The organism is Streptomyces sp. NPDC051105 (assembly GCF_040682795.1).
Lineage (GTDB): Bacteria > Actinomycetota > Actinomycetes > Streptomycetales > Streptomycetaceae > Streptomyces.
In genome coordinates, this window is the sequence record NZ_JBFBBR010000035.1 from 1 (window position 1) to 22,696 (window position 22,696).

Annotated in this window: 16 protein-coding genes; 8 read left to right on the plus strand and 8 right to left on the minus strand. The window is 69.4% G+C overall.

Features of this window, described 5'->3' with window-relative positions; translation table 11 throughout:
• Nucleotides 1-193: 193 nt before the first annotated feature.
• Complete coding sequence (locus AB0N16_RS41080; protein WP_365805960.1) at nucleotides 194-760, plus strand: transposase; 567 nt, start codon at nucleotides 194-196, stop codon at nucleotides 758-760.
• Here the strand turns inward: AB0N16_RS41080 and AB0N16_RS41085 are convergent.
• The 5 genes from AB0N16_RS41085 to AB0N16_RS41105 all read right to left on the minus strand — a co-directional run bounded on the left by AB0N16_RS41085 (nucleotide 709) and on the right by AB0N16_RS41105 (nucleotide 9,433).
• The gene (locus AB0N16_RS41085; RefSeq protein WP_365805945.1) at nucleotides 709-2,829 is read right to left on the minus strand and encodes a protein kinase; all 2,121 of its coding nucleotides are present in this window, start codon (nucleotides 2,827-2,829) and stop codon (nucleotides 709-711) included. The genes AB0N16_RS41080 and AB0N16_RS41085 overlap by 52 nt on opposite strands.
• Before the next feature lie 319 nt (nucleotides 2,830-3,148).
• Nucleotides 3,149-3,631 carry a CHAT domain-containing protein gene (locus AB0N16_RS41090; protein WP_365805946.1) on the minus strand — a complete coding sequence of 161 codons (483 nt, stop codon included), beginning with the start codon at nucleotides 3,629-3,631 and terminating at the stop codon, nucleotides 3,149-3,151.
• A 48-nt stretch (nucleotides 3,632-3,679) separates the two neighbouring features.
• Nucleotides 3,680-6,031 carry an FHA domain-containing protein gene (locus tag AB0N16_RS41095; protein ID WP_365805947.1) on the minus strand — a complete coding sequence of 784 codons (2,352 nt, stop codon included), beginning with the start codon at nucleotides 6,029-6,031 and terminating at the stop codon, nucleotides 3,680-3,682.
• A 238-nt stretch (nucleotides 6,032-6,269) separates the two neighbouring features.
• Entirely contained in the window at nucleotides 6,270-8,129 is a 1,860-nt protein-coding gene (locus AB0N16_RS41100; RefSeq protein ID WP_365805948.1) for a serine/threonine-protein kinase, read from the minus strand.
• A 725-nt stretch (nucleotides 8,130-8,854) separates the two neighbouring features.
• The gene (locus AB0N16_RS41105; RefSeq protein ID WP_365805949.1) at nucleotides 8,855-9,433 is read right to left on the minus strand and encodes a TetR/AcrR family transcriptional regulator; all 579 of its coding nucleotides are present in this window, start codon (nucleotides 9,431-9,433) and stop codon (nucleotides 8,855-8,857) included.
• 91 nt (nucleotides 9,434-9,524) lie between these two features.
• Here AB0N16_RS41105 and AB0N16_RS41110 point away from each other — a divergent pair, with 91 nt between their 5' ends.
• Together AB0N16_RS41110 and AB0N16_RS41115 are read left to right on the plus strand one after the other, a co-directional pair.
• The gene (locus tag AB0N16_RS41110) at nucleotides 9,525-9,971 is read left to right on the plus strand and encodes a DUF1772 domain-containing protein (RefSeq protein ID WP_365805950.1); all 447 of its coding nucleotides are present in this window, start codon (nucleotides 9,525-9,527) and stop codon (nucleotides 9,969-9,971) included.
• A gap of 303 nt (nucleotides 9,972-10,274) precedes the next feature.
• A complete protein-coding gene (locus tag AB0N16_RS41115) occupies nucleotides 10,275-10,964 on the plus strand; it encodes an amidohydrolase family protein (RefSeq protein WP_365805951.1) in 690 nt (229 codons plus the stop codon).
• Between the two features lie 2,060 nt (nucleotides 10,965-13,024).
• Here the strand turns inward: AB0N16_RS41115 and AB0N16_RS41120 are convergent.
• On the minus strand, nucleotides 13,025-13,579 hold the full coding sequence (locus tag AB0N16_RS41120) for an XRE family transcriptional regulator (RefSeq protein ID WP_365805952.1): 555 nt from the start codon (nucleotides 13,577-13,579) through the stop codon (nucleotides 13,025-13,027).
• A 586-nt stretch (nucleotides 13,580-14,165) separates the two neighbouring features.
• On the opposite strand from AB0N16_RS41120, the gene AB0N16_RS41125 reads away from it, so the two are divergent.
• The 3 genes from AB0N16_RS41125 (at nucleotide 14,166) to AB0N16_RS41135 (ending at nucleotide 18,029) form a co-directional block, all read left to right on the plus strand.
• Entirely contained in the window at nucleotides 14,166-16,463 is a 2,298-nt protein-coding gene (locus AB0N16_RS41125) for a helix-turn-helix transcriptional regulator (protein WP_365805953.1), read from the plus strand.
• Nucleotides 16,464-16,475: 12 nt separating this feature from the next.
• Nucleotides 16,476-17,033: an XRE family transcriptional regulator gene (locus AB0N16_RS41130; protein ID WP_365805954.1), complete on the plus strand. Its 558-nt coding sequence runs from the start codon at nucleotides 16,476-16,478 to the stop codon at nucleotides 17,031-17,033.
• A gap of 609 nt (nucleotides 17,034-17,642) precedes the next feature.
• Nucleotides 17,643-18,029: a hypothetical protein gene (locus AB0N16_RS41135; protein ID WP_365805955.1), complete on the plus strand. Its 387-nt coding sequence runs from the start codon at nucleotides 17,643-17,645 to the stop codon at nucleotides 18,027-18,029.
• Nucleotides 18,030-18,547: 518 nt separating this feature from the next.
• Here the strand turns inward: AB0N16_RS41135 and AB0N16_RS41140 are convergent.
• Together AB0N16_RS41140 and AB0N16_RS41145 are read right to left on the minus strand one after the other, a co-directional pair.
• Nucleotides 18,548-21,196 carry a Helicase associated domain protein gene (locus tag AB0N16_RS41140; RefSeq protein WP_365805956.1) on the minus strand — a complete coding sequence of 883 codons (2,649 nt, stop codon included), beginning with the start codon at nucleotides 21,194-21,196 and terminating at the stop codon, nucleotides 18,548-18,550.
• Nucleotides 21,197-21,468: 272 nt separating this feature from the next.
• Nucleotides 21,469-21,606, minus strand: a complete 138-nt coding sequence (locus AB0N16_RS41145; RefSeq protein WP_365805957.1) for a hypothetical protein — start codon at nucleotides 21,604-21,606, stop codon at nucleotides 21,469-21,471.
• Between the two features lie 303 nt (nucleotides 21,607-21,909).
• On the opposite strand from AB0N16_RS41145, the gene AB0N16_RS41150 reads away from it, so the two are divergent.
• Nucleotides 21,910-22,203 (plus strand): hypothetical protein, encoded by a 294-nt coding sequence (locus tag AB0N16_RS41150; RefSeq protein ID WP_365805958.1) that lies wholly within the window; start codon nucleotides 21,910-21,912, stop codon nucleotides 22,201-22,203.
• Between the two features lie 114 nt (nucleotides 22,204-22,317).
• A complete protein-coding gene (locus AB0N16_RS41155) occupies nucleotides 22,318-22,485 on the plus strand; it encodes a hypothetical protein (RefSeq protein ID WP_365805959.1) in 168 nt (55 codons plus the stop codon).
• Nucleotides 22,486-22,696 lie beyond the last annotated feature (211 nt).

Sequence of the window (22,696 nt, forward strand, 5' to 3'; positions counted from 1 at the left end):
ACGCCAACTTGGCCCGGACCCGGCTCACTTCGTGTGCGTCCACACATCCAACATGCTCGTGATCAGCACCGATAGGAAGACCTAACGGAGTCCTACTAGGCCTGTTGCGGAAGTGGATCTTGGTTGTGAATGATCACGTCGTACGGGGCGCGGGGATCTGACGAGTAGCCAGTGGGCCCGGCTGGCCCCGTTGTTGCCGAGGGGCATCAATCCCGGCCGTCCGCCGGTGTGGACGCGACGGCAGTTGATAAACGGCATCCGTTGGCGGACCCGGACCGGCGCGCCCTGGCGTGACGTGCCCGAACGCTATGGCCCCTGGGACCGGGTCTATGACCTGTTCCGGCGCTGGCAGCGGGACGGCACCTGGGCGAGGATCGTCACCCAACTCCAGGCAGAGGCCGCTGCGAAGGGGCTGATCACCTGGGAGGTGAACGTCGACCCACCGTCTGCCGGGCCCACCAGCACGCGGCCGGGGCGGCGAAAAGGGGGACCTGCAAAGGGAACCGCCCGGCGGCAGGGCCCTCGAACCGGCCGACCATGGCCTCGGGCGCTCCCGGGGCGAGCTGACCACCAAGATTCACCTCGCCGTCGAGCAGGGCCAAAACGCGATCGTGATCACGGCCGGCGGGCACGTAGCCCCCGGTACTCGAACGTCGACCGTGGCCGCCGGGAATCTCCAGTAGGCGCCGTCTCTCGAAGACGTCTTTGTCACGAGAACGTGATCACTGTTACCGAGTCTGAACCCACGTTGGTGACGTAGACCTGACGTCCGTCGGGGGATACCGCGATTCCTTTCGGTTGGCTGCCGACGGGGATGGGGTTGCCAACGGTGCGGTTCGTGGCGGTGTCGATGACGGACACCGCGTTTGCCTTGTAGTTGGTTACGTACACCCGGTTTCCGTCCGGGGATGTCGCCACGCCTGCAGGGCCTTTACCGACGGGGATGGGGTTGCCCTCGGTGCGGTTCGTGGCCGTGTCGATCACCGACACTGAATCGTGTCCGTAGTGCGTTGCGTACGCCTGGTGTCCGTCTGGGGACACTGCCACTGCCTGTGAACTCCACTTGAGGGGGATGGGGCCGCCCGCAGTACCGTTCGTGGAGGTGTCGATCACCGCGATGGATGTCGACCGGACGTAGGTCGCGTAGACGCGGCTTCCGTCCGGGGACACCGCGACCCCCTCCGTGTCGCTGCTCAGGGGAATGGGGGTGACGCGGTTGGTGGCGGTGTCGATCACCCACATTGAGGCCGAGGTCTCAGCGGCTACGTAGGCCTGCTGTCCGTCCGGGCTCACGGTCAGCCCCATGAGCAGGCCGTTGGCGGGTAGGGTTTTACCCACGGTGTGGTTCGTGATGGTGTCGATCGTTGATACCCCGCCAGGTTGGGCTACGTAGGCCTGCTGTCCGTCCGGGGACACCGCCACGCCTTCTGGGTGATTGGCAGGGATGGGGGCGCCCTCAGCCTGGTTCGTAGCGGTATTGATCACCGAGACTGAGTTCCCGGCTGTATTGGTCACATAGAGGCGGAGTCCGTCCGGGGAGACGGCAACGCCTTCGGGGCCTTCGCCGACCGGGATCGTGTCCAAGGAGTACGCAATTGCGGCTTGCTTGGGTCTCGTGGACCGGGACTGCGCCAGGTAGATGCCGCCGCCCGCTGCGGCCAACACTGCGATCGTCGCCCCGGTAATGAGCCAGGCTCGTCGGCGTCTGGTCCTTGGCGGGCGCGGGGAAGGCTTGGATACCTCTGCTGTTTCCGGGCGTGTCTCGGGGGCCCGACCGGCCGGGTCCCGTGCTTCGGCCCGGGCGGGCGTGGTGGCTGGCTGGGTGCGCGTGGCGGCCGCCGGATGTGGGTCGGCGGCTGGAGTCGGCTGCTCGGGCGCCTGTCCCTTCGAAGGGGCGGTGTGCCCGGGCGCCGGCTGTCTCACCTGGCGAGTCGTCTGGGGCGCAGGTTGAGGATGAGACTCGGCGGCGACGGTGGAAAGCTGGCGTGCGGCCTCGTCAGCGTTCATTCGCCGGGCGGGGTCCTTGGCTAGCAGTCCGAGGAGAACGGGTGTCAGGCCCGCTGCACGGCGGGGTGGTGCTGGGTCTTCGAGGAGCAGGGCGGCGAGTGAGGCGTAGTCGGTTGGGCGGTCGAAGGGGCCGGTTCCTTCGGTTGCGAAGTACAGGGTGGCGCCGAGCCCGAACAGATCGGAGGCCGGGGTGGGGTCCTGGCCGCGGACGCGTTCGGGGGCCAGGAAGCGCGGTGTCCCGATGATCCCCGTCGCGGTGGTCAGGCGTGGTTCGCCGGAGCCCGGTTCCAGTGCGATGCCGTAGTCGGTCAGCAGGACCTTGCCGCCTTCCGTGCACTGCTCGGGCTGTGATCCGGGGCACGTCAGGAGGATGTTGGCCGGTTTGACGTCTCGGTGCAGGACGCCGAGACGGTGGCCTTCCCACAGGGCGTCCAGGACCGCCAGCCCGATCCGCGCGACCTCGTGGGGCGGCAGCGGCCCGTGGGCACGCACCACCGCCTCCAGGTCGGTTGCACCGGGGACGAAGGCCATGACGATCCACGGCAGGCCCGAGTCCTCCACGATGTCGTGCACGGTGATCACATGGGGGTGGTCCCGCAGCCGCACGGCATGCCGTGCCTCGCCGCGGGCCCGGGCGATCCTGCCGCTCACCTCCGCCTCAGGGACATCCGGAGGCAGGGCGATTTCCTTGATGGCGACTTCGCAGGCGAGCTCCTGGTCGTAGGCGAGCCACACACGCCCCATGCCGCCCCTGCCAAGCTGGCGACGCAGCCGGTAGCGTCCGGCGATCAAACGCCCGGCGCCCTTGCGCGCTCCTGGCATGGTGCCCTCTCGTAGACAGTCGACGGGAATCCCCGGGCAACGCATTTAGGCCGCATATTTCATGAAATCTCTCAAAAGATATAGAACGGGTGTGGCTCGTAACCGCTGCCTTCATCGACTCTCACTCGATCAGCGCACGTGAGCGCTCCGCCGGGGCAGGGCGTGTCGTGGGCGGGCCCTCACTGCGGTGTAGCGGGTGTATTCGGAGTGGAAGCGACCCGCGAGCTCGCGCGGCACGGCCGGGCCGGACGGGGGTGTGACGCTCACCGCTGCCGCGAGCCCTCCGGTACCGGCACCGCCACCCGTGACCGTGCCGTCGTCACGACGGCACCTGGCTGACCTCTACCGAGCCGTCGTTCGCCGGGCCGAGGTGGATGTGGGACGCCCACAGGAGCGGCGCGCGGAACGAGGCCCGGAGTCGCCGGGCCGCCGTGTGCACGGACTGGGCGACCTCGAAGGGGTGTTCGGCAAGCGCCGTGTAGGCGTGGTCCGCGAACGCGTAGGCCGCCTCGTCCGACACCGGCCACAGGGTGCCGACCACGTGGCGCAACTCGGCGAGCTGGAACGCCGTCGCGAGACGCAGTGCCTCGCCCATCAGGCGGCTGGTGCCCTGCGCGGTCGAGCACGCCGACAGGTAGGCGAGGTGCGCGTCGATGTCGAGGCCGCCGACCTCCGCGACGGTCGGTCGCCGTCGTGGAGTTTCAGCGCACTGCGGTCGGGGTGGTCGACGTCCACCGGTCCGCTGACCGGGCCGAGATGAGCGCCCAGGCGCCCGCTGTACGAGACGCCCTCGACGAGGCATGCGGACGAGTTCGGTCCGGGAGGAAGGCAGCGGCCTCCCGCGCCCGTCCTACTTCCGCATGATTGCGGGTTCGTGGCGGCGCAGAAGTCGTGTGACGGCGTAGCCGAGGACAGCGGAGAAGACGATGAGTATCCCCGTGTTCTGTAGCCAGGTGCTTGCGGTGTGGTGGAAGAGCGCGTCAGTTGCGGTGGGGTCGATCCGGGCGAGGTCGATGGTTGAGGCCATGGCGGCCGCCGCCCACCGGGAGGGCGCCAGCCAGGCGACGATCCCGAGAGGGCCGTGGAGGGGCAGCACTGTGCCACAGAGCACCACCTGGACGATGGCGAGGAAGACCAGCAGCGGCAGGGCCACCTCTTCCTTATTCACCAGGGCGGAAATGAACAGGCCGAGCATCATGGCGGTGAAGGCCAGCAGGGCCACGGCGAGCGTGATCTCCCACAGCGGCGCCATGAGTACCCCCTGACCGCCGGGCGCGTTCAGGCCGATGCCGAACAGGGCTACCAGCGTGAGCACGACGGCCTGCAGCACCGTGATGGTGCCGAGGACGATGACTTTGGACATCACATAAGCGGATCTGGACAGTCCAACGACCCGTTCTCGCCGATAGATGGCGCGCTCTTTGACCAGTTCGCGCACCGCGTTGGCGGCGCCGGTCAGGACGGCGCCGACGCAGAGGATGAGCAGCGTGCGCGTGGCCGACTCCCGGGTCAGCTGGGTTTCTCCGGCGAACCCGCGGGCCAACAGACCCATCACGAACGGCAGCGCAATCAAGACCGCAACGAAAAAGCGGTCGGCCTTGAGCACGGCTGCGTAGCGCCGAACCAATGTCCTCAGCTGCGCTGTCCAGGTCTGGCGCCGCGGAAGGGGCCCGCTCCCACCCGCTGGAATCTGCCGAGGAAGTTGCCCTGCGCCGGCGGTCTCGATGTACTGCCAGTGTTGTGGCGAGCGCCGATACTCTCCGGCCCAGTCCCGGCCGCACTCGGCCTCGAACGCCTCGAACGCCTCCGGCCAGTCGGAGTAGCCGAAGAATCCCAGAGCGTCCTCAGGCGGTCCGTAGTAGGCGGTCCTGCCGCCGGGGGCGAGAACGAGCAGCCGGTCACAGACCAGAAGGCTGAGCACACTGTGGGTGACCACGATGACGGTCCGCCCGTCGTCGGCCAGGCCGCGCAGCATGGCCATGACGGACCGGTCCATGCCCGGGTCGAGTCCGGAGGTCGGCTCGTCGAGGAAGAGCAGAGACGGCTTCGTCAGCAGCTCCAAGGCCACGCTCACCCGCTTGCGCTGCCCGCCTGAGAGGCGGTGGATGGGCTGCTCGGCGCGTTCCTGCAGGCCCAGCTCCCCGATGACCTCATTGACCCGTGCCTCCCGTTCCGTCGGGGCGGTGTCCTGGGGAAAACGCAGCTCGGCCGCGTAGAGGAGGGCCCGGCGCACGGTCAGCTGGGTGTGCAGGATGTCGTCCTGCGGGACGAGACCGATGCGCTGGCGCAGTTCCGCGTAGTCGCGGTACATGTCGCGGCCGTCATACAGGACGGTTCCGTGGTCGGCGGGGCGCAGCCCGGTGAGTGCGTTCAAGAGGGTGGACTTGCCCGCGCCACTCGGGCCGACCACCGCGAGCAGGCATTTCGCCCCGGCAGAAAAGGAGATCCCGGCGATCAGCGCTCTGCGGCCACCGTCGACTGAGACGGTCAGGTCCTGTACATCGAGCGATACCTCACCAGTGTCGACGTACTCCCGCAGCTGTTCACCGATCAGACAGAACGCAGAGCGGCCGATGCCGACGATGTCCCCCTCGGCGATCAGAGCGTGGTCGACCGGACGACCGTTGAAGAACGTGCCGTTGTGGCTGCCCAGGTCAACAATCTCGTACGTTCCGTCGGTGTGCGCGCGTAGTTCGGCGTGATGGCGCGACACGCCCAGGTCCTGGTCGATGACGAGGTCGTTGTCTTTCTCACGGCCGATACGCACCGTTCGCCTCGGCCGGGGCCGCACCGTCGTCGGCGTGCGGAAGGTTCCCGTTGACGAGGGCTCCTGCACGGCAGACGGCCCCTCCAGCCGACCCGTCGCCGGAGATCCCCGGTTTCGGGCGGTCAGCACGGCGCGCGGCCCAGTGATCGGATTACCGAAGCGGAGGACGCTACCGGGCCCTACAGCGCACGCCTGCACCCGGCGCCCCTCGGTGTACGTGCCGTTCTTGCTGCCCTCATCCACCAGCGTCCACTGGCCGGCATCGGCGCACAGCACCGCGTGATGCCAGGAGACACGGGCGTCACCAATAGCTATGTCAGAGGCCGGATCCCGCCCGACGTGGTAACGCCGGCTCGGGCTCATCACCGTGGAACCCGTGTCGGTCTCGAGAACAAGTTCGTCGGGCGCCAGCGGCACCCCATACCGCTCTCCCATAGCAGAATCCTAACGAATGACTTGTAAATGCGCTAATTTCCACCACGCCCTGTGAGCGCAAGTCACTTCCCGCTACGACGGTAAAGGTGAATCCGTGTGGTGTCGAACAAGCGCGGGAAGCCGGCCAGCCCGGTCCAACCGGTGGTCGACTACGCCTTAAACAGTCGACCGACCCAACGCACCCACGGCCATATGTGCCACACACTTGAATGCGGCCCTGTGCCTGACTATTTAGCACCTACCCTGATGTGGGTTGGGTGGACGGCAGTTGAGTGACGACGCTCGACGTAAGTTTCTTGCCGTCAGGTCGATACACCTCGCACTCGACATATCGGAAGCCGGTCTTCCAGTAGTCCGCTTCCGATCCGATAATGCCTTGAATGTCGTTTGTTGTATTCGCGTAGTCGGAGCTGTACTTGTTCTGGCAGAGAGTATCCGCATCGGTGCTGGCTTTTTGGTATGTCATACCCGTAGGTGGATTAACGTATCCAACGACCTGCCCGTCGTGCGGTGCATCGCATTGAGCAAGATAAGAATTGTCGTCCTTGTTGCTCCAGCAGTCGCCGACTGAACCAGTTTCGAGATACGAACCGTCGCCAATTTTGCGAAATCGGCCGATATTCCCCGAGAGCGTTGTGGTCTTGTCGAAGATCAGGCAGGCGGTGTTATGTACACCGCTGTCCCAGCCTTGCTTGCTGGGCGGGAGCGCATAGGGCTGCGCGTCGGCCATCGAGTTCACGGTTTCTGACAGCAGCTGTTCGCATCGGCTGTTGCCACGTTTTTGTGCGTCGTCCAGAGAGCTTGCCGGATCGTAATCGAGTACTTGGCCGTCATGGGCGGCAGCGGTGCAATCCGTTAGTCCCAAGCTCGGCGGCGGCCCTACGAATTTCTCTTCGCCCCATTCAGCATTGACGCAGTCGCCGGGGCGCAGTTCCCGGGTCAGCCCGACGGCCTCTCCGTAGGGCATCACTGGGCCGGTCGAAGTCGGGCTGGGGGAGGATCTGTGGGGGCCGCTGAGACCGGCCACCAGTGCCCACGCTCCCAGCCCCACAACGAGCAACGCGGCAGCGGTCAGGGCGGTGTTGCGGCGGACCTTACGCGACGGATGAGGCGGAGGAGCCGGTGCGGGCGCCGCCGGTTGTGGAGGGCGAGGCGGAAGCTCGGGAGTTGACGGTTGCTTGATGGAGCGCGGCGTCTCCGTGACGGTCTGCTGCGGGGCTCGGCAGGCCTCGGTCGTGAGCTCGCGGAGAAGGGGGGCTGCGTCGTCGGCTGATAGTCGGTACGCGGGGTCTTTGGCAAGGAGCTTCAACAACACGGGCGCCAGGTCGCCGGCACGGGAGAGAGGTGTGGGCTCCTCGGTGAGCAGTGCGGTGAGTGTGGCCACGTAAGAGCTGCGGTCGAAGGGGCCGTGACCTTCGACGGCGTAATAGAGCGTAGCGCCGAGGGAGAACAGGTCTGATTCCGGTGTCGGCTCTGCGCCTCGTGCGCGTTCCGGTGCGAGGTAGGCGGGGGTTCCGACGATTCCGGAAGCAGCGGTGAGCCGTGGTTCGTCGACGTGTTGTTGGAGCGAGATGCCGTAGTCGCTGAGCAGGATCCTTCCGAGTTGAGCAGAGTCGGGGGCTTGGGGCTCGGGGATGGTGAGCAGGATATTGGAGGGCTTGACGTCCCGATGCAAGATGCCCAACTGGTGTCCTGCCTTGAGGGCTTCGAGCAGGGCCAAGCCGAGCCTGGCTGTGTCGCTCGGTGACAGGGGCCCGCTGCCGCGGATGACCGCCTCCAGGTCCCGTGCTCCGGGTACGTACTCCATGATGATCCACGGCAGGCCGGCGTCGACGACGCAGTCATACACCGTCACTACATGGAGGTTCCCGCGCAGCAGAGCGGAGTGTCGCGCCTCGACTCGAGCTCTGGCGATGCGGGCATTCAGCTCCTGCTCTGGAATCTCCTGCGGTACGGCGATCTCCTTAACCGCGACCTCGCACGCCAACTCCTCGTCATGGGCCAGCCACACACGGCCCATGCCGCCGGCACCGAGGTAGTGCACTAGCCGGTAGCGCCCGGCGATCACCCGACCAGCGGCATCATTCGTCCCCGCCATGCCCACCCTCGAGACCGAGCGATGTAGTGAGCCAAATGCGGCCCGCGGCCATTGGCACGGTCTGTATGGCCACTGGCCCTACCATCGGATGGCTGGACAGGACGCCATGAGATCTGCCTGGAAAATCGTCGGTGCTGGGATGCCCATCCGATACATCGTCAAGCCTCGCAGCGAGGATTGACGGCAGCGGGGCGGCTTCCACCCGGGCCGGACCGGCTACCTGGGGTGTCAAGGAGTGATCAGTCGCCATGTGGTACGCCTAGCCGAACCGTCAGCGATGCGGGGGCTGAGCACGCCGCAGAGAGCGGGGTGTTCACTCGTATAGCCGCTGCGGTGGCCAGCGCGTGGCGCGGCTGGCCCGGCGTGTTTTGGACTGCGTGGGCCGGGCGGGCCCTCGGCTGCGGCGAGAGGCTGTGCGGATGCCGGGGGACCGGACGTTTACCGGGCGGAACCGGCCGCCGGTGATGTCATGGCTGCCGACCGGGTCCACGAGGCCCTGGAGGGGAGGGCGGCATGCTGGCCTGCCCGGGGCGGGTACCGGGTCGTGTGCGGTGGGCGCTGCGGTCGTGTGCGGTGGGCGCCGCGGCGTGCGGGGGTGGGCGCCCGTTCGGGGTGCGGGGCCCGGCGAGGTGGGCTCGCGCCGCGGGCGCAGTCGGCCGTGGGCGTTGCCGCGGGCGGGCAGCGGGGTCTGGGGGCCCCGGCTGCGTGCCGTTCCGGACGGGGTGTCAGAGCAGGGCGAGTCGGTCCACCAGGAGTTCCGTCCTGTAGGCGGCATTCTCCGGCGGCAGCCGTCCCGCCCGGGTCAGGGTGGCCAGCCCGTGCAGGGCCGCCCAGAACACCTCGGTGAACAGTCCCGGGTGGACGCCGTCCCCGGCGGCGTCGCCGAGGTTTTCCAGCAGGGCGGCGAAGGCGTCCTTCAGCGGCTCTGGGGTGTCCTCGTGCGCGAACGCCAGGCCGCCGTCGAGCTGGAACATGGCGTCGTAGACCGCCGGGTGGCGTTTGGCGAAGTCGAGGTAGGCGCGGGCCAGGGCGGTGACCCGGGTGCGGGGGCCGTCGGCGGCACCGGCCGCGTTCCTGAGCGCCGCGGCCATCTCGGCGGCGCCTTCCAGGGCGACGGCGCCGATGATCTCGCGTTTGCCGCGGAAGTGGCTGTAGAGGACGGGCTGGCTGTACTCGATGAGCTCGGCGAGCCGGCGGGTGGTGACCGCGTCCCAGCCCTGCCGCTCGGCGAGTTCGCGGGCCGTCGCCACGATGAGACGTTCGCGGTCCGCCCGTTCGCGCTCCTTGCGTTCCTGTACCGACATGATCCGATCCTAGCACCGCTAGACAATCGAGCGGCAGCAGTACTAGCGTTGCCTCATCATCTAGCGGCGCTAGATCCCGGAAGGGGTCATCATGCTCAACGCACTCGAGATCTTCACCACCGTGGCCGTCGGCGTGATGGTGGGGGTGGAGTTCTCCGTCGCCTTCGTCATCAACCCGATCCTCAACGCCCTCCCCGAGGACAGCGGCCAGCTCGGCCGCGCCCACGGGGGCCGGATGCTCGGGGCCCTGATGCCGTTCTGGTACATCGGCTCGCTCGTCCTCGTCGCGGTCTGGGCCGTCGCCGGATGGCACCGCGCCGGCGCCGGCCTCGTCGTCACCGCCGGCGCGTTGCTGATCCTCAGCGTGATCATGTCGCTCCTGCTGCTCGTCCCGATCAACAACCGGAGCAAGACGTGGACCCTCGAGAACCGGCCCGAGGACTGGAAGGAGCAGATGAACCGCTGGGACCGCTTCCACTACGTCCGCGTCGCCGTCATCATCGCCGCCTTCGCCCTGCTGGCCACCGCCCTCGCCTGAGCCGCGGGCCGGCACCGCGACGGGGGCGCACGATCCCCACGCCCCGGGCGGCAGCGGGCCACCGAAACCCCTGGCATCCGGGAAGGCGGCCGCCGCCGGGAGCCCGCCACCGCCGTCCCGGCACGCTGCACCCCTCGACGACCTGCGCGGCTCCCGGGTCTGGTTCGGGCACGGACGTCGACCCGGATCACCGGGGCGCGCGGGCGAAGCCCGGCGAGGCGGCTCTCCGGGGCCGTGGCGCAGCGGGCCGCGAGGCCCCGCCACGCCTGAGCTCGCCGGTCAGGCGGCCGACGGTGTTCGGCGGTGTTCCTCCCCTTGCCGGGCCCGGCGCCGTGGCCGACGGGGACGCCCCCGTTTTCTTCTTCGCGGCCCTCTTGCAGGACCGCGAAGAAGAAAACGGGGTACCGGGGGGCGTGGGGGGAGCTGGACGCCGTGCTTGGCGCGCTGCCGGACCGGTTCGTCGGCTTTCTGTCGGTGCCGCTGGGTCTGGGGTCGCAGGAGACAGCCGTGGTCGTGGTGCAGGAGGTGGTCGGGCGCGGACTGGGCGGGGTCGGGGAGCTGGCACCGCCGCTGGGAGGGGCGGAGCTGGTCGAGCCGGTCCTCCAGGCGGCGGCCGACCTGGGGTGGCTGCCCGTGGTCGTGTACGGGTCGGCGCCGAGCACTGCGGAGGATCTGGCAATGCTGGCCGCGCTGGGCCGCTGGTACCACGGCGTTCCGCTGGTGGTGAGCCAGTTGGGAGGACAGCACTGGATGCAGGCTCTTGAACTGGTGGGGGACATTCCGAGTATGTATCTGGAGCTGTCCACGGCCAGCATCGTCTTCGCGGTCGGGGTGGCTATCAAGGGGGTCCCGGACCGGATCCTGTTCGGCTCGGACGCACCGTACGGCGACCCGGTCCTGGCCCGGGTCCTGGTGGAACGGGTCACCAGCCCGGGCGAAGTATGCGATCGGGTCCTCGGCGGGGCGATCGCCGAACTGGTCGGACTCGGCTGATACGGGGCCGGTCCTGCAGGCGCTCCCCGGGCAGGCTGAGCTTTTCGGTTCGCGAGTCGTGCGTGGGCTGGTCGGGCATCGGTGGAGTCGGTCCGGTGAACCCGCAGGCTCAGCTCGCTCATTCGGCTGCTCATCCGCGAAAGGGGGGTCCGGCGGGTGGGGCTGGGGCGGGATCGGTTGCTGGTGTGCTGGCCGGGGGTGCGCTGGTGGCGCGGGGCGTGGTGGTACGGCGACTTCTTGCGGTGGATGGGGAGGGGACGCTGTCGCGGTTGCCTGTGGGGATCGCGGCTGAGCTGGGGGGTGTGTCGGAGCGGACGGTGGCGGTGGCGGTGGCTGGGCGATGGACGCCGGGGGCCATGTCGAGGTGCGGCCGCGGCAGGACGGGTTCTTGCTGAGTGACGCCTTGTGGGAGGTCTTCGCGGAGGGGGGCGGGAACGTCGCGGCGTTGCGGTGCAGGGTGCTCCGGGTCCTGGAAGAGGGGGTGTTGGAGGGGTGGGGTGCGGAGTGTGTGCCCTCGCTGCCGACGTTGCACCGGGTGATCGAGCGGGATCTGGGGGCGGGCCGGGTTCTTGAAGTGGCTCGTCCGGCGGGGGCCGGGGTGGGGCTGGAGCCGAGCCGGTATGACCGGGCGCTGGCGGATGTGGGGCTCGTGGACGGGGCGGGTGGTCCGCTTGTTGCCGACGGGCCGCTTGCCGGCGTGCCGGTGCCGGAGGGCGCCGTGGATGCGGGGGTGCGGGGCGGCGGTGTGCGGTTGTATGTGCCGGGGGCCCGGCTGGTGTCCACTCGGCAGGTGGCCGGTGTGGCGGAGGCTGTGGGGCATACGGTCGCGGCACGCGGGATGTGCTGGGTATGCGGGGACACAGGTCTGGGGAGGACGGTCGCCGTCGAGCAGGCGTTGCATCTTCTGCCCGGCCGGGTGCCGGTGTGGCGGGCGGTGGCCGGCGTGGCGCCTGGTCTGCCGCGGTTGCGGGCCTCGCTGGGTGAAGCGCTCGGGCTGCCGTCGGGGGCGCTGCCCTCATCCCGTCCGCCGCGCCCCCGGCCGATTGGCGCACCCCGCCCTCCCTCGCCACCCGGACCGCGCCCGGCCGGGCTGCTCCCGCCCCGTCGGAACCTGCCCCAACTGCCCGCCCGCACGGGCCGCAGACCCTGCTGAAGACGCGGACGCCTGGTGACCGCGGCCGCCTACCAGTACGTCGACCTGCCCGATGCGTCCGTGGTCACCGCCCGCCGCACGATGCGCCTCCTGCACTTGCGCGTTCTCACCGGCATCCATCTGACTGTGGTCTGCCGCCGCCCGCACCTGCCGGCCGCCCTGAGCCAGGCCCTGCAGGCGGTCGATGACACCTTCACCGACGACTTCGAGGCCGCCCGCTGCCACTGCTGCGGCACGATCGCTCCCATACCCCCGCCTGCTGACGGTCCCGCCCGGCCGGCCGGCCGGTGGCTCACCCTGCCCGCGCTGGACCGCCTCGTCTCCTACGGCAGCCCCATCCCCTGTACCGCCCCGTGCGCACCGCCGCCGATCGTCTTCCGGCAGCGGCCGCCACCCGCACCTCTCACCGGGCAGACGGCCCGGAAAGCTGCCCGGCGCCTGGCCGCCGCGACCGCCCGTCCCCGCCCGTCCCCGCCTGGCCGCCGTTGCTGCCGCGCTCTTCACCGGCGCCTCGCTCCAGCAGCTCGCCACCGCCCGCCCCGGCGGCTACGCGATGCCGCGGCCACCCTGGCCCTGTACGACCGCTCGCTGCACCGACGGCTGCACCGACGGCTGCGCCTCGCACGGGGTGGCGCCGTGGGCGCGCGTCTTCCTGAAGGCCGTCGTGTGCTTCGCCCGGCTCGTGCCCGGCCAGGACCAGCATCTGTCGGCCGGCCCCCGCGACCGCGCCCATCTGCTGCGCGTGGCCGGGGGCGCCAGGGTCCGCCCGCCCCAGCCGCCCGCCGGCCAGCGCACGGGCCGTATCCAGTGGGACTGGCGCGAACGCAAGGGAGCCCGGCACTGCGACGCGATGCTGACACGGCATCAGATCCCCCCCGGCGCGCTGAGCCCGGACCCTGGTGCATGGTCAGTCGATGGAGAACTCGGCGAACTCCACTTGGGTGAAGGCGATCCCGGGACCGTGGGCACGCAGGCCTCCGTCCCGGGAGCAGGCATGCACCCGCGCCCGGGCGAGGATCACCATCTGCTGCTGCTCGCCTCCGCCGGCATCCCGGGCGGCGAACAGTTCGCGGGCCACTTCTCCCGGCAGGTACTGGGTGATCAGCCGTACCCGCGGATCGTGCGACGAGCCTGCCGGTGCGGCGAATCCGAACCGCGCCCTGGTGTGGAGGACAGACCCGTCGGCCTCGGCCCGGGCCCTTCGGCGGGCGCGCACCGGGGGCTGCCACCGTGCCCTGACGGCCTCATCGATCAACCCCGCATGCACAGTACTGGGACGCCGACGCACTCCCGGCCGGGTGGTGACCCACTTCTGTACCGTGCGCTGGGAGAGCCCCAGGAGGACAGCCACGTTCTTCGTGGAGCCCTTCTCCGTCTTGAGCAGGAAACGCACAGCGGTGTCACCGGCGGGAACGGGACGGGTCAGCAACGCTCGTTCGAGCCTTTCGTCGATCTCACCCATGCCTGCCCCCGAGCGTTCTGGCCCCCGCGGTGACTGGTGCACGGCGGCCGCCGGCTCTCCCGGACCTCTCACACCCACCCGCTCTCCCCGGTCAGTTCAGGCGCAGCCAGGACACCACCGCAGGGGCTCGGCTGAAGAGCCTGCAGCAACCCAGGCCTGCGGACGCCTTTCCGGGAGCAACCGTGCCCCCCCACCGCCATGACGCCACCCGTACGTGTTCCGTACGCGAAATGTGCGCTTCACGCCAGGGTTGCGGGACAGAAGGTGCCCACCTGTCCGAGCTGCCCGACGCGGTCGGCGTGCTCATTGCGTCCCGCTCCCGTTCCCGTTCCCGTTCCCGTTCCCGTTGTCGCCGCCGCCGGAGAGCGCAGGCGGCCGCGCCTGGCGCAGCCTGACGCTGGACGAGGCGGCTGAAGCCTTGCGGGTGCGGCGGGCGACGGTCAGCGGCTGGGAGACCGTCCACCCACCGCCCGTGCCGGTCACGCAGCATCAACGCCTGCCGCACGCAGGTCGTACGCAATTACGTGCGGAAAACGTGCGCTATCCGTACGGTTCGTGGGCTAGTGTGGTGCTCAGGAGGTGTTGCATGTCGGAGTTGTTCGATCGGGTCGATGCGCTGGTCGCGTCCCGGTCTGTGCTGCCGCCGCCGGCGGAACGTAGGCGGCTGCGCCAGGCGCACGGCCTGACGCTGGACGAAGTGGCTTCAGCCCTGGACGTTCGGCGGGCGACCGTCAGCGGCTGGGAGGCCGGCAAGACCGAGCCCAGGCCGCCGGAGCGTGACGCGTATGCGCGGATGCTCAAGCAGCTCGCGGAGCTCTACCCGGCCCCCGCCAACGCCGCCGCACCCGAGCAGGACACGGCGGTGCCCGAGACGTCCACCAGCAAGGCCGCCCCCGCTCGGGAAGTCCCGGCCGCCGCAGCGCCGCTCGCCGAGGCTGCGGCCATGACTGCGACCGGGAACACCCAGACCTCTGCCCCCCTCGCCCCGGCTCCGTCCTCTGCCCCCCTCGCCCCGGCTCCGACCTCTGCCCCCCTCGCCCCGGCTCCGGCTGCTGCGCCGCGTCCGGCGCCCCCCGCCAGGCCGTCGCCGGCGGCGCGCCGTCCGGTCGCGAAGAAGGCGGCCCCGGCCAAAACCCCGGCGGGTGGCACCGACGCGCGGTTCGAGAACGGACCGCTCGCCGTCATTGACGTCGACGCCGACGGCCAAGTCCTGGCGTACTGCACCGGCGGCCTGGTCCTGGACGTGCCCGCCAAGTCCCTGCCGTCCCTGGTGGAGTGGACGCTGAAGGAGGCGAAGCTCGGGGCGCCGAAGCTGTCCGGGCCAGGCAAGGACGCCGACCCGCTGCTCGTGCTCACCGAGACCGCGCTCGAGCGTTACGGCCTGCCCACCACCCTCACGCAGGAGGAGCGTCTGGCAGGGCGGATTCCGGAGGGCCACAAGGCCATCAAGCAGCTGGTCCGCGCGGAGTGGAAGCTGACGAAGCGCGGGTTCGGGCCGTGGGCGCGGATCTACCGCCCTGCCACGGGTTCGGAGCGGGCCTGTGTGCAGCTGTGCATCCCGTCGTGGAACGCGCTGGACTCCCGCCACTGGGGCGAGGCCGCTCAGCTCCCGCCGGCGGAGCTCGCCCGGGTGCTGGGCGTCTACGCGGCCCGGGTGATGACCCCGCGCGGTTCGACCGCTGTCACGGGCCTGGAGCTGATGACCGCGCTGCACCCGCCGACCCGCGCCTCCGAGCCCGACGCCGACGGCAAGCGGCATTCCGAGCACAACCCCGGCAGTCTGGGCAAGGACCCGGTGGACTGCGCACCGTGCGAAGCCCCCGACGGACACCCGCTCCTCAAGAACCTGCCCCGGTTCCACGTCCGCGGCCCGGAGGAAAAGCTGTTCGAGGAGGCGTACGACTGGGCACGCCCGCTCACCGACGCCGAATGCACCAAGCGGCACCTGGTCGGCATCGACGTGAACATGGCCTTCGCCGCCGGAGCCAACGGCCTGACCGTCGGCCTCGGCGCTCCGACGCACCTGAAGGCTCCGGTGTTCGATGCGAAGCTGCCCGGCTCCTGGCTGGCCGACCTCTCCCACGTCGACCTGTCGAGGGTGAAGGTCGGCAAGGACAAGTGGGCGGACCTGGACGCGAGTCTTATGCCCAGCCCGTTCACACCGAAGGGCGAGCAACCGCAGGGCCCGGCCTGGTACGCCACGCCGACAGTGGCGTACGCGGTGGAACTCGGCTACGAGGTGCGCCCGATCGAGGCCTGGGTGCGGTACGACAACGGCCGCTACCTGGACGCCTGGTACAACCGCCTACGCGACGCCTTCCTCGCCACGATGGCCGACCTCGGTGTCGACGCGGACATGGAGCCGGCCGGCTTCCTCGCGGCGATGGACGGCTACCGCAGCCGTGACCCGGAGCTGGCGATCGTCGTCTCGGCAATCAAGGCGACGGTCAAGGGCGGCCTGGGCAAGCTGCGCGAGCGGCCCCGGGGCGAGGGCTGGAAGCCCGGGCAGCCGTGGCGCGCGCTGTCCCGCCCGACCTGGCGGCCGGACATCCGCGCGGCGGTGATCTCCCGCACGCGGATCAACCTGCACCGGAAGATCGTCAAGCACGCGGCGTTCACGGGGCAGTACCCGGTCGCGATCCTCTCCGACTGCGCCGTCTACGCGGCCGACGGCCAAAGCCCGCTGGACTTCCTGCCCTACCGGGACGGCAAGCCGCTGCCGGGCGGCTTCAAGCTCGGCATCAACCCGGGCCTGGTCAAGCACGAGGGCACCCAGAGCGTCCTGTGGGGCGAGGAAGTCCGCGAGCGGTTCCACACCCCCGAGCTCAACCTCGCCCGCTACATCAAGGACGGCTCCGTCACCGACATCGACAATGAAGAGTAGGAGAGGGCCACGATGACCCTGTTCGGGGACGGCCTGGAGGCCGCGGTGCACAAGGCGTTCACCCGCCCGGCGCCCAAGAGCGCGGGTGCGCAGATGCGGTACCTGGTCAAGCAGCTCAAGGGCACCAAGGCGGTCGCCCAGATGCTGCGGATCTCCCAGCGCACCGTGGAGCGGTACGTGAAGGACCAGATCAAGAAACCCCGTCCGGACCTCGCAGCGCGCCTGGAGCGCGAGGTGAAGGCCCGCTGGCAGCCGCAGATCCGGGCCAAGGCCAAGCAGACCGCGGCCACCACGGGCGGCATCGTGATCGACACCCGCGCCCGGCTCGGCTACACCGCGCCGATCGGGTCGACGGACCAGGACCGCATCCGGCACCTGACCGTCGCCCTGCCGCCCCGCTACGCCGCCCGCCTCTTCGAGGCTCAGGAGCAGGGCGCCACCGAGCAGCGGCTGCGGGAGCTCGCCGCTGAGGCGCTCAAGGAGGTGTACTTCCAGGACGGCGGCCGCCGCGCCGGCAGCCTGGAAGAGGTCCGCTTCACCGACATCGAGCACCTGGAGTTCGACCTCTGACCCATCGTCGGATAGAGCGGGGCGAGTGACGCGACCACGGCCTATACGGCGGCGCAGAAGATCCCCCGCCGCCATCGGTCCTTACGATTCCGTAGCCCACATGCACCGGCCTGCCACATCCTGACCAGAGCGGTCCTGGGCGGAAGACATCTCACCCTACGAGGAAGACCCTCGGGAGGACGATCTTGATGGGGAGTGGCTGACGCAGCCCCCTGGAACTTACCGGGAGGCGGTCGAAAGCCTGAGAAACCCCGTGCACGGGCGTACTGACGTGCACATCGACTGGAACAGGCAGCGGGGGCCGCAACACGTGCGCGTGTCGTCCTCATTGGACCCGGCGGACTCCGCGTGCGGCTGCGGTCGGCCGGACAGCTGACGACTTCACTCGCTCCTCCGCTTGGGAGTCCTCCTGCCCGGCCGTCACGTGGTGTGGCACCCGCAGGAGAATGTGATCAGAGAGTGTGTGATCAGGGCTCGTCCCGCCGGTGATAACGACCAGTTCTACGGCGCACTGGCACGGACTGCTCCCTCGGCAGAACAAGGCCGTCGACCCGGACAGCCCCGGCCGCGACGTGGCCGGGGCTGCTGGCCGAGGTTGGAGCCTTCCCTGTGAGCGAGGCGACAGCCTCGGCGGCCGGCCCCGCCCCCACCATGCGACTACTGGCCGCCTCCCGGGACCTGCGCCTGCTCTACGGTCCGCGCAGCGGAGGCTTCATCTCACTGGCTCTCGACTTCACGGGGGTTACCGCCCGCAACGCAGCCGAGGCGGAACAGGAGCTGGTCGACTACGGCACTTCGCACCCCTTCGCTCCGGGAAAGGCGACAGGAGCGTCGCTGCGTCTGTGGAATTCCGAGGACCGACTGGACAGCCGCAAGGGCCAGGCACACTCGGGGAAGGTCAGACTCCCCCGGCGGCGGTACCACCCACACCCTGCACAGTTGTACGGTGCGGGGAACACAGAGGCACGTCACCCCGTCGAGCGATACCTGAAGTAGTACTACCAGGTGCTGGACCTCTACACGCCGAAAGCCGTCGCCTTGGCTGGTGCCGCCCAAGGCGTTACCGCGCCAGGACAGGCGACGTCACCGTTTCCGCGCCCCCAAACAGCCAATCGACTGGGCAGCGAGCAGAACGCGCTCGACGCCGTTATCGCTACCGCTGCGACTACGGCGCAGTGGCGGGCCTCCCGCGCGACAGCGACCTGTTCACGACACTGAGCAATCCACAGGCCATCCAGGATGTCCAAGTCCTCCAGCCCGACTCGTCCGGTGGCCCGCGAGGTGGAGACGACTATCGAATGGACGTTTCCACGCGCGTGTACGGCATCAGGAACAGGATCGTGCACACGAAGGAAGGAGGCGGCCGCAAGGGCCAGCGGCTCCTGGCCCCGTACAGCCGGGAAGCAAGGGATCTCTCCGCTGACCTCAGACTCGTCCGTTTTCTCGCCGAAAGCGCCATGGAGCACTGGTCCGAAGCACTCCCGCGGGGACCCAAGCACTTCTCAGTTCTCCTTTCAAACCCATTCGATGCCCAGTTCCCGCAGCGCATCCTGCTGCTCCCGCGTGAGCCTGTCTCGCCTCGCGCGGGTGTTCGATGCCCATACGCCCAGCTTGACGGTCACCGGTTCCGTCTCGCTGCCGATCGCGATGTCTTCAGTGTGGCCGCGGGGCACGGGCCGGTGGGCGCCTTCCCGCTCCACCCATTGCGCGAGGGCGGCGAGACCGCGTTGGAAGGCCTGCTGTGCTTTGCTCGATCCCTTCGTCGCACGCGTGGCCGCCGGGACAGGAGACGGCGCCTCAAGCGGCATGATGCCCAGTGCCGTCAGCCGTTGATGCTGTTCCCTGGAGAGCTCCGTCCAGCTGCGGCGTTGCCGCCGAAGCCATTTGCCGAGGTCATCGCCTTCGTAGAGGACACCGGGGGCGATGTCGGGCAGGACGCCGTCGGGTTCGTCGGCGGCGAGGTCGGCGAGGACGCGGTAGTGGCGCTGCCAGTCCAGCGGCCAGGGGCAGTTCCAGTCCGGGTCGATCTGCGCGAGCTGTGCGGCGCGGGCTGTCGCGCGCTGCGGGTTCTTGCCGAGGCCGTCCTTGCGCCGGATATTGGCCATGTGCTCCCCGACCGGGACCAGTTCACTGTCAACCTCACCCCAGACGGCGTCACGCCGAGGGGCGAGGTGACCATGGGCGCGGTGGAAGGAGCGCAGAGCTGCAAGTCTGTTCTCCCAGGCTTCGTCGCCGGGCTCCCACACCATCCCGGCCTCGTCGAGCAACGACTTGCGGTGGGGATCGAGTCCGCCCGCACGGTACACGCGCCGCTGCTGGTGAACCCACCGCCCCAGCGGGAACGCCTTGGTGACGCCGACCTCCGTCTCGGTGTCGTACGGGACCGCGTGCAGCCCGGCGATGTGGTTGTCCTTCCGCCAGCGCAGCAGGGCCTGATAGCCCTCCAGCCACACCAGGGACTCCGGCCGGTACACCCGGGTGCGCAAGAACGCCGCGATCGTCGCCGCGTCCCTCGCGCTGGAGAAGTGCAGCAGCGCTGACTCCACCGCGCCCTCGGTCTCGTCCTGGCCACCCTCCCCTTCAGCCGTTGTGCCGATGATCCGCCCGCCCGCGTCCCGCTTCACATGCACGTGACGCCGCCCGCTGCTCAGCGCCCGGCTGGCGAGTTGTTCGACAAGGCGTTCCGAGTGCGAGCGCAAACCCTGGAGGACGGCCACGAGGGGTGCGAACGAGGCGGAGGCGACCATGTCGGTCGGGTCCTCGCCGCACTGGAGGAACACCGGCACGATGACCCTGGCAACCTTCGTGCTGCCATCCCGGTTCAGGCGGAGCGCGCGGCCGATGTTCTGCACGATCTCCACCTGCGAGCCGCGGGTGTCGGCGAAGCACACGGCCTCCACGCCCCGCTCGCCGGTGATGTCGACGCCTTCCCCGAGCACGCGAACGCTGGCGAGGAACGCGCGGTGGACCCGGCGGCCGGCCGCGTCGATGCCGTTAGCGAACTGCCGGAGCACCTCGCGTCGTTCGGAGACGAGGTGGTCGCCGCACAGCCACGCTGACCAGACCCGGCCCGGGGGTACGTGGCGGCCAGGCTCGAGCTCGTAGAACTCTGCGTCGATCGACGACGCGGGGAGCCGATCCGCGGCCGCCAGGTCGTCGGCGGACGCGTCGTTGACGTACAGCTCCGCGGCCGTCTCCGGCATCTTCTCCGCGAAAGCCGCCGCCTCCTCGACCTTCTGATGGAACGTCATCACAGTGCGCAGGTTGTACGCGGCGGCGTGCTCCAGGAGCGCGGTCTGCAACAGCGCCAGACGCCGGCCCCGCCGCGCCTCCTCCGACTCCCCGAGCACGGGCGAGGGGTCGCGGATCTCCAGCACGTCGATCTCAAATCCCGCAAGGATTTCGCGCTCGATCGCCTCGCTCAGACCGAGCTCCGCGAGCCACGCGCCGTACGTGCCGCCCGGGTCGTCGGCCATGGTCGCGATCTCCGCCTCCTGGCCGTCCGCGCCTTTCTGCGGCCGGGGCGCGGCCAGGATGCGAGGCGTCGCGGTGAGGTAGAGCCGGAAGTCCGCCGGGATGCGGGCGTTGTCGTGGATCGCCGCCCACGGCCGACCAAGATCACCGGCAGTTCCGTGGGCCTCGTCGACGATGACGATGTCGAAGCCTGCCATCTGCTGGCCATACAGCCGCTCCCCGCCCGCCAGGGCGGCCTCCAGCGGCCCGCGAACCTTCCGGTGGCCCACGGGTGCGTCGATGTCCTCACGGTCCACGAGAGAGGCGTACGTGGCGAACACGATGACCGGTCCGGACCCGGCCCACAGGGCCAGCTGGATCGGGTTCGTAGTGGTGCGCACCCCCAACTCGTTCAGCACCGAGTCGTTCTCCAGCGAGCACACCGCGACCATGGGGGAGCGGTGTCCCACCGCCCGCCACGCCTGGGCGGTCTGCACGAGAAGGTCCAGGGTCGGCACGGTGACGAGGATCCGGCCGCTGGGGAAGCATTCCAGCGCGCATGCGGCGGCGGTGATCGTCTTGCCCGATCCGGGCGCGGACACGATCGTGCCCCGCGCACCCTCCGGCGGCACGGACGATCTTGCAGGGAATCCAACCCATTTCCGGAAACTTGATTTCTGTTCCACTTGGTGTTCTCGGAGCTGGATCAAAAGGCTTCTCCCGGTTCGGGAAGGACTTGTTGGACAGAAGTGATCCGGTATCCACCGCGTCCGTAGAGGCCGCCGTCTCTTCCGCGGATGGCCCAGGCTCTCGTGGCCGCTTCACCGGATGATGCCGCCATCAAGTGGACGGCGGGAGCAGGCATGTCCGGGCTGGGACTGCCGGCGGTGAGCCGGGCCTCGATCCGGTAGACGCGGTGCCGCCGGATTTCCGGAGCCGCGACACCTGACCGCTCGGCCTCGGCCACCTCTGCCATCAGCCGCTACAGACGCTGCGTTTCGTAGCGGATGCCACGCGAGTCGCGGGAGGGCACGTACGCGGCCATCCGCTCCTTCTCCATGAGACCGGCGATCCGCTCCCACTGAAGGCGCCGCAACGCCGCGATGAACACCTCGCTCACGGGATGCGGTTCGGACGGGGCCGTCCTCGCCCTCCAGGCCCGTTCCCGAGCCACGCATACCTGAGCGGCTATCCGACGGTGATCGAGTCCGGCAGCTTTAGCCACCACCCCGAGCCGGGCAAGCTCATGCGGAAGATACTCGTAGATCAACACGCAAACCGCTCCCCACCGGGCGTCCCTGAATTACGCCAATGCTACATGCTGCATCACATTGAGATACAGACGTGTGAGACTCCTCGGAAAGCCCAACACAAGATTCCTTCCGCCCTGATGGTCGTGGCACATCGGGGTACACGGCCCCGCATGGCACCAAAGACCGAACGCATCCAGTTCCTGCGGACCGTGCGGCAGCTGCACCGCGTCCGCTCCTTCTACACCGCGGGCGTCCTGCTGTGGGCGGCATCCGCCACCTGGACCGGCTGGCAGGCACCCGGGAGCCGGCAGATGTGGGTGTCCGTCCTCCTCCTGGCCGTCTTCACCGCTCTCCTCGCCACCGCCGGCCTGTCCCTGCGGCGCCTCTCAGTCCCCCCGACAGGCCGGCCCGCACATCACGCCGCCTCGCACAGGGCGGCGAGCACCCGCCACGTCCACGCCTGAGGATCCGTCAGCCTGCCTGCGCACGAGTAGGAAGACCACTTCGGAAGCGCCACCCATGCCTGTGGGGGCGACGGCCGGGCATACGGGCTTCACTTTCTATCAGAGGGGCTCGTCATGCTCGGCATAGTCGCGGCAGTGCTGTTCTTCATATCGTTCCTCATCAACGCGGCCGAAATCAGCACCAATCACACGTTCTCATCAGTCAACGTGATGCTCCTGGGGCTGACCGCATTGGCCCTGCACGTTGCGGGAATCGGGAGCACCTGGTCCCGTAGACGCTGACCCAGAATCAGGCCAGCCCACCCCTTGCTGCCGCTCGGGCCGCAGGCCCGTTGAGCCCCCCTCCCCGCGCAGCGGGGGCCGGCTTCCTCGTGGCGGCGCAGCGCCACCTGGCGACCGGAGCGCAGCGAAGGCACCGCCTGGGGGGGGCGCAGCCCCCACCGCTCCGGTAGCGCAGCGGACGGAGCGTCAGCCGCCCTGCCGCAGGCAGGGC

Bases quoted from the DNA above. Each gene is read 5' to 3' on its own strand.
- AB0N16_RS41095 (WP_365805947.1), bottom strand. From the start codon at position 6,031: ATGGGAGAGCGGTATGGGGTGCCGCTGGCGCCCGACGAACTTGTTCTC.
- AB0N16_RS41090 (WP_365805946.1), bottom strand. From the start codon at position 3,631: ATGCCTCGTCGAGGGCGTCTCGTACAGCGGGCGCCTGGGCGCTCATCT.
- AB0N16_RS41155 (WP_365805959.1), top strand. From the start codon at position 22,318: ATGCTCGGCATAGTCGCGGCAGTGCTGTTCTTCATATCGTTCCTCATC.
- AB0N16_RS41100 (WP_365805948.1), bottom strand. From the start codon at position 8,129: ATGGCGGGGACGAATGATGCCGCTGGTCGGGTGATCGCCGGGCGCTAC.
- AB0N16_RS41120 (WP_365805952.1), bottom strand. From the start codon at position 13,579: ATGGGTGAGATCGACGAAAGGCTCGAACGAGCGTTGCTGACCCGTCCC.
- AB0N16_RS41110 (WP_365805950.1), top strand. From the start codon at position 9,525: ATGCTCAACGCACTCGAGATCTTCACCACCGTGGCCGTCGGCGTGATG.
- AB0N16_RS41125 (WP_365805953.1), top strand. From the start codon at position 14,166: ATGTCGGAGTTGTTCGATCGGGTCGATGCGCTGGTCGCGTCCCGGTCT.
- AB0N16_RS41105 (WP_365805949.1), bottom strand. From the start codon at position 9,433: ATGTCGGTACAGGAACGCAAGGAGCGCGAACGGGCGGACCGCGAACGT.
- AB0N16_RS41085 (WP_365805945.1), bottom strand. From the start codon at position 2,829: ATGCCAGGAGCGCGCAAGGGCGCCGGGCGTTTGATCGCCGGACGCTAC.
- AB0N16_RS41150 (WP_365805958.1), top strand. From the start codon at position 21,910: ATGGCACCAAAGACCGAACGCATCCAGTTCCTGCGGACCGTGCGGCAG.
- AB0N16_RS41130 (WP_365805954.1), top strand. From the start codon at position 16,476: ATGACCCTGTTCGGGGACGGCCTGGAGGCCGCGGTGCACAAGGCGTTC.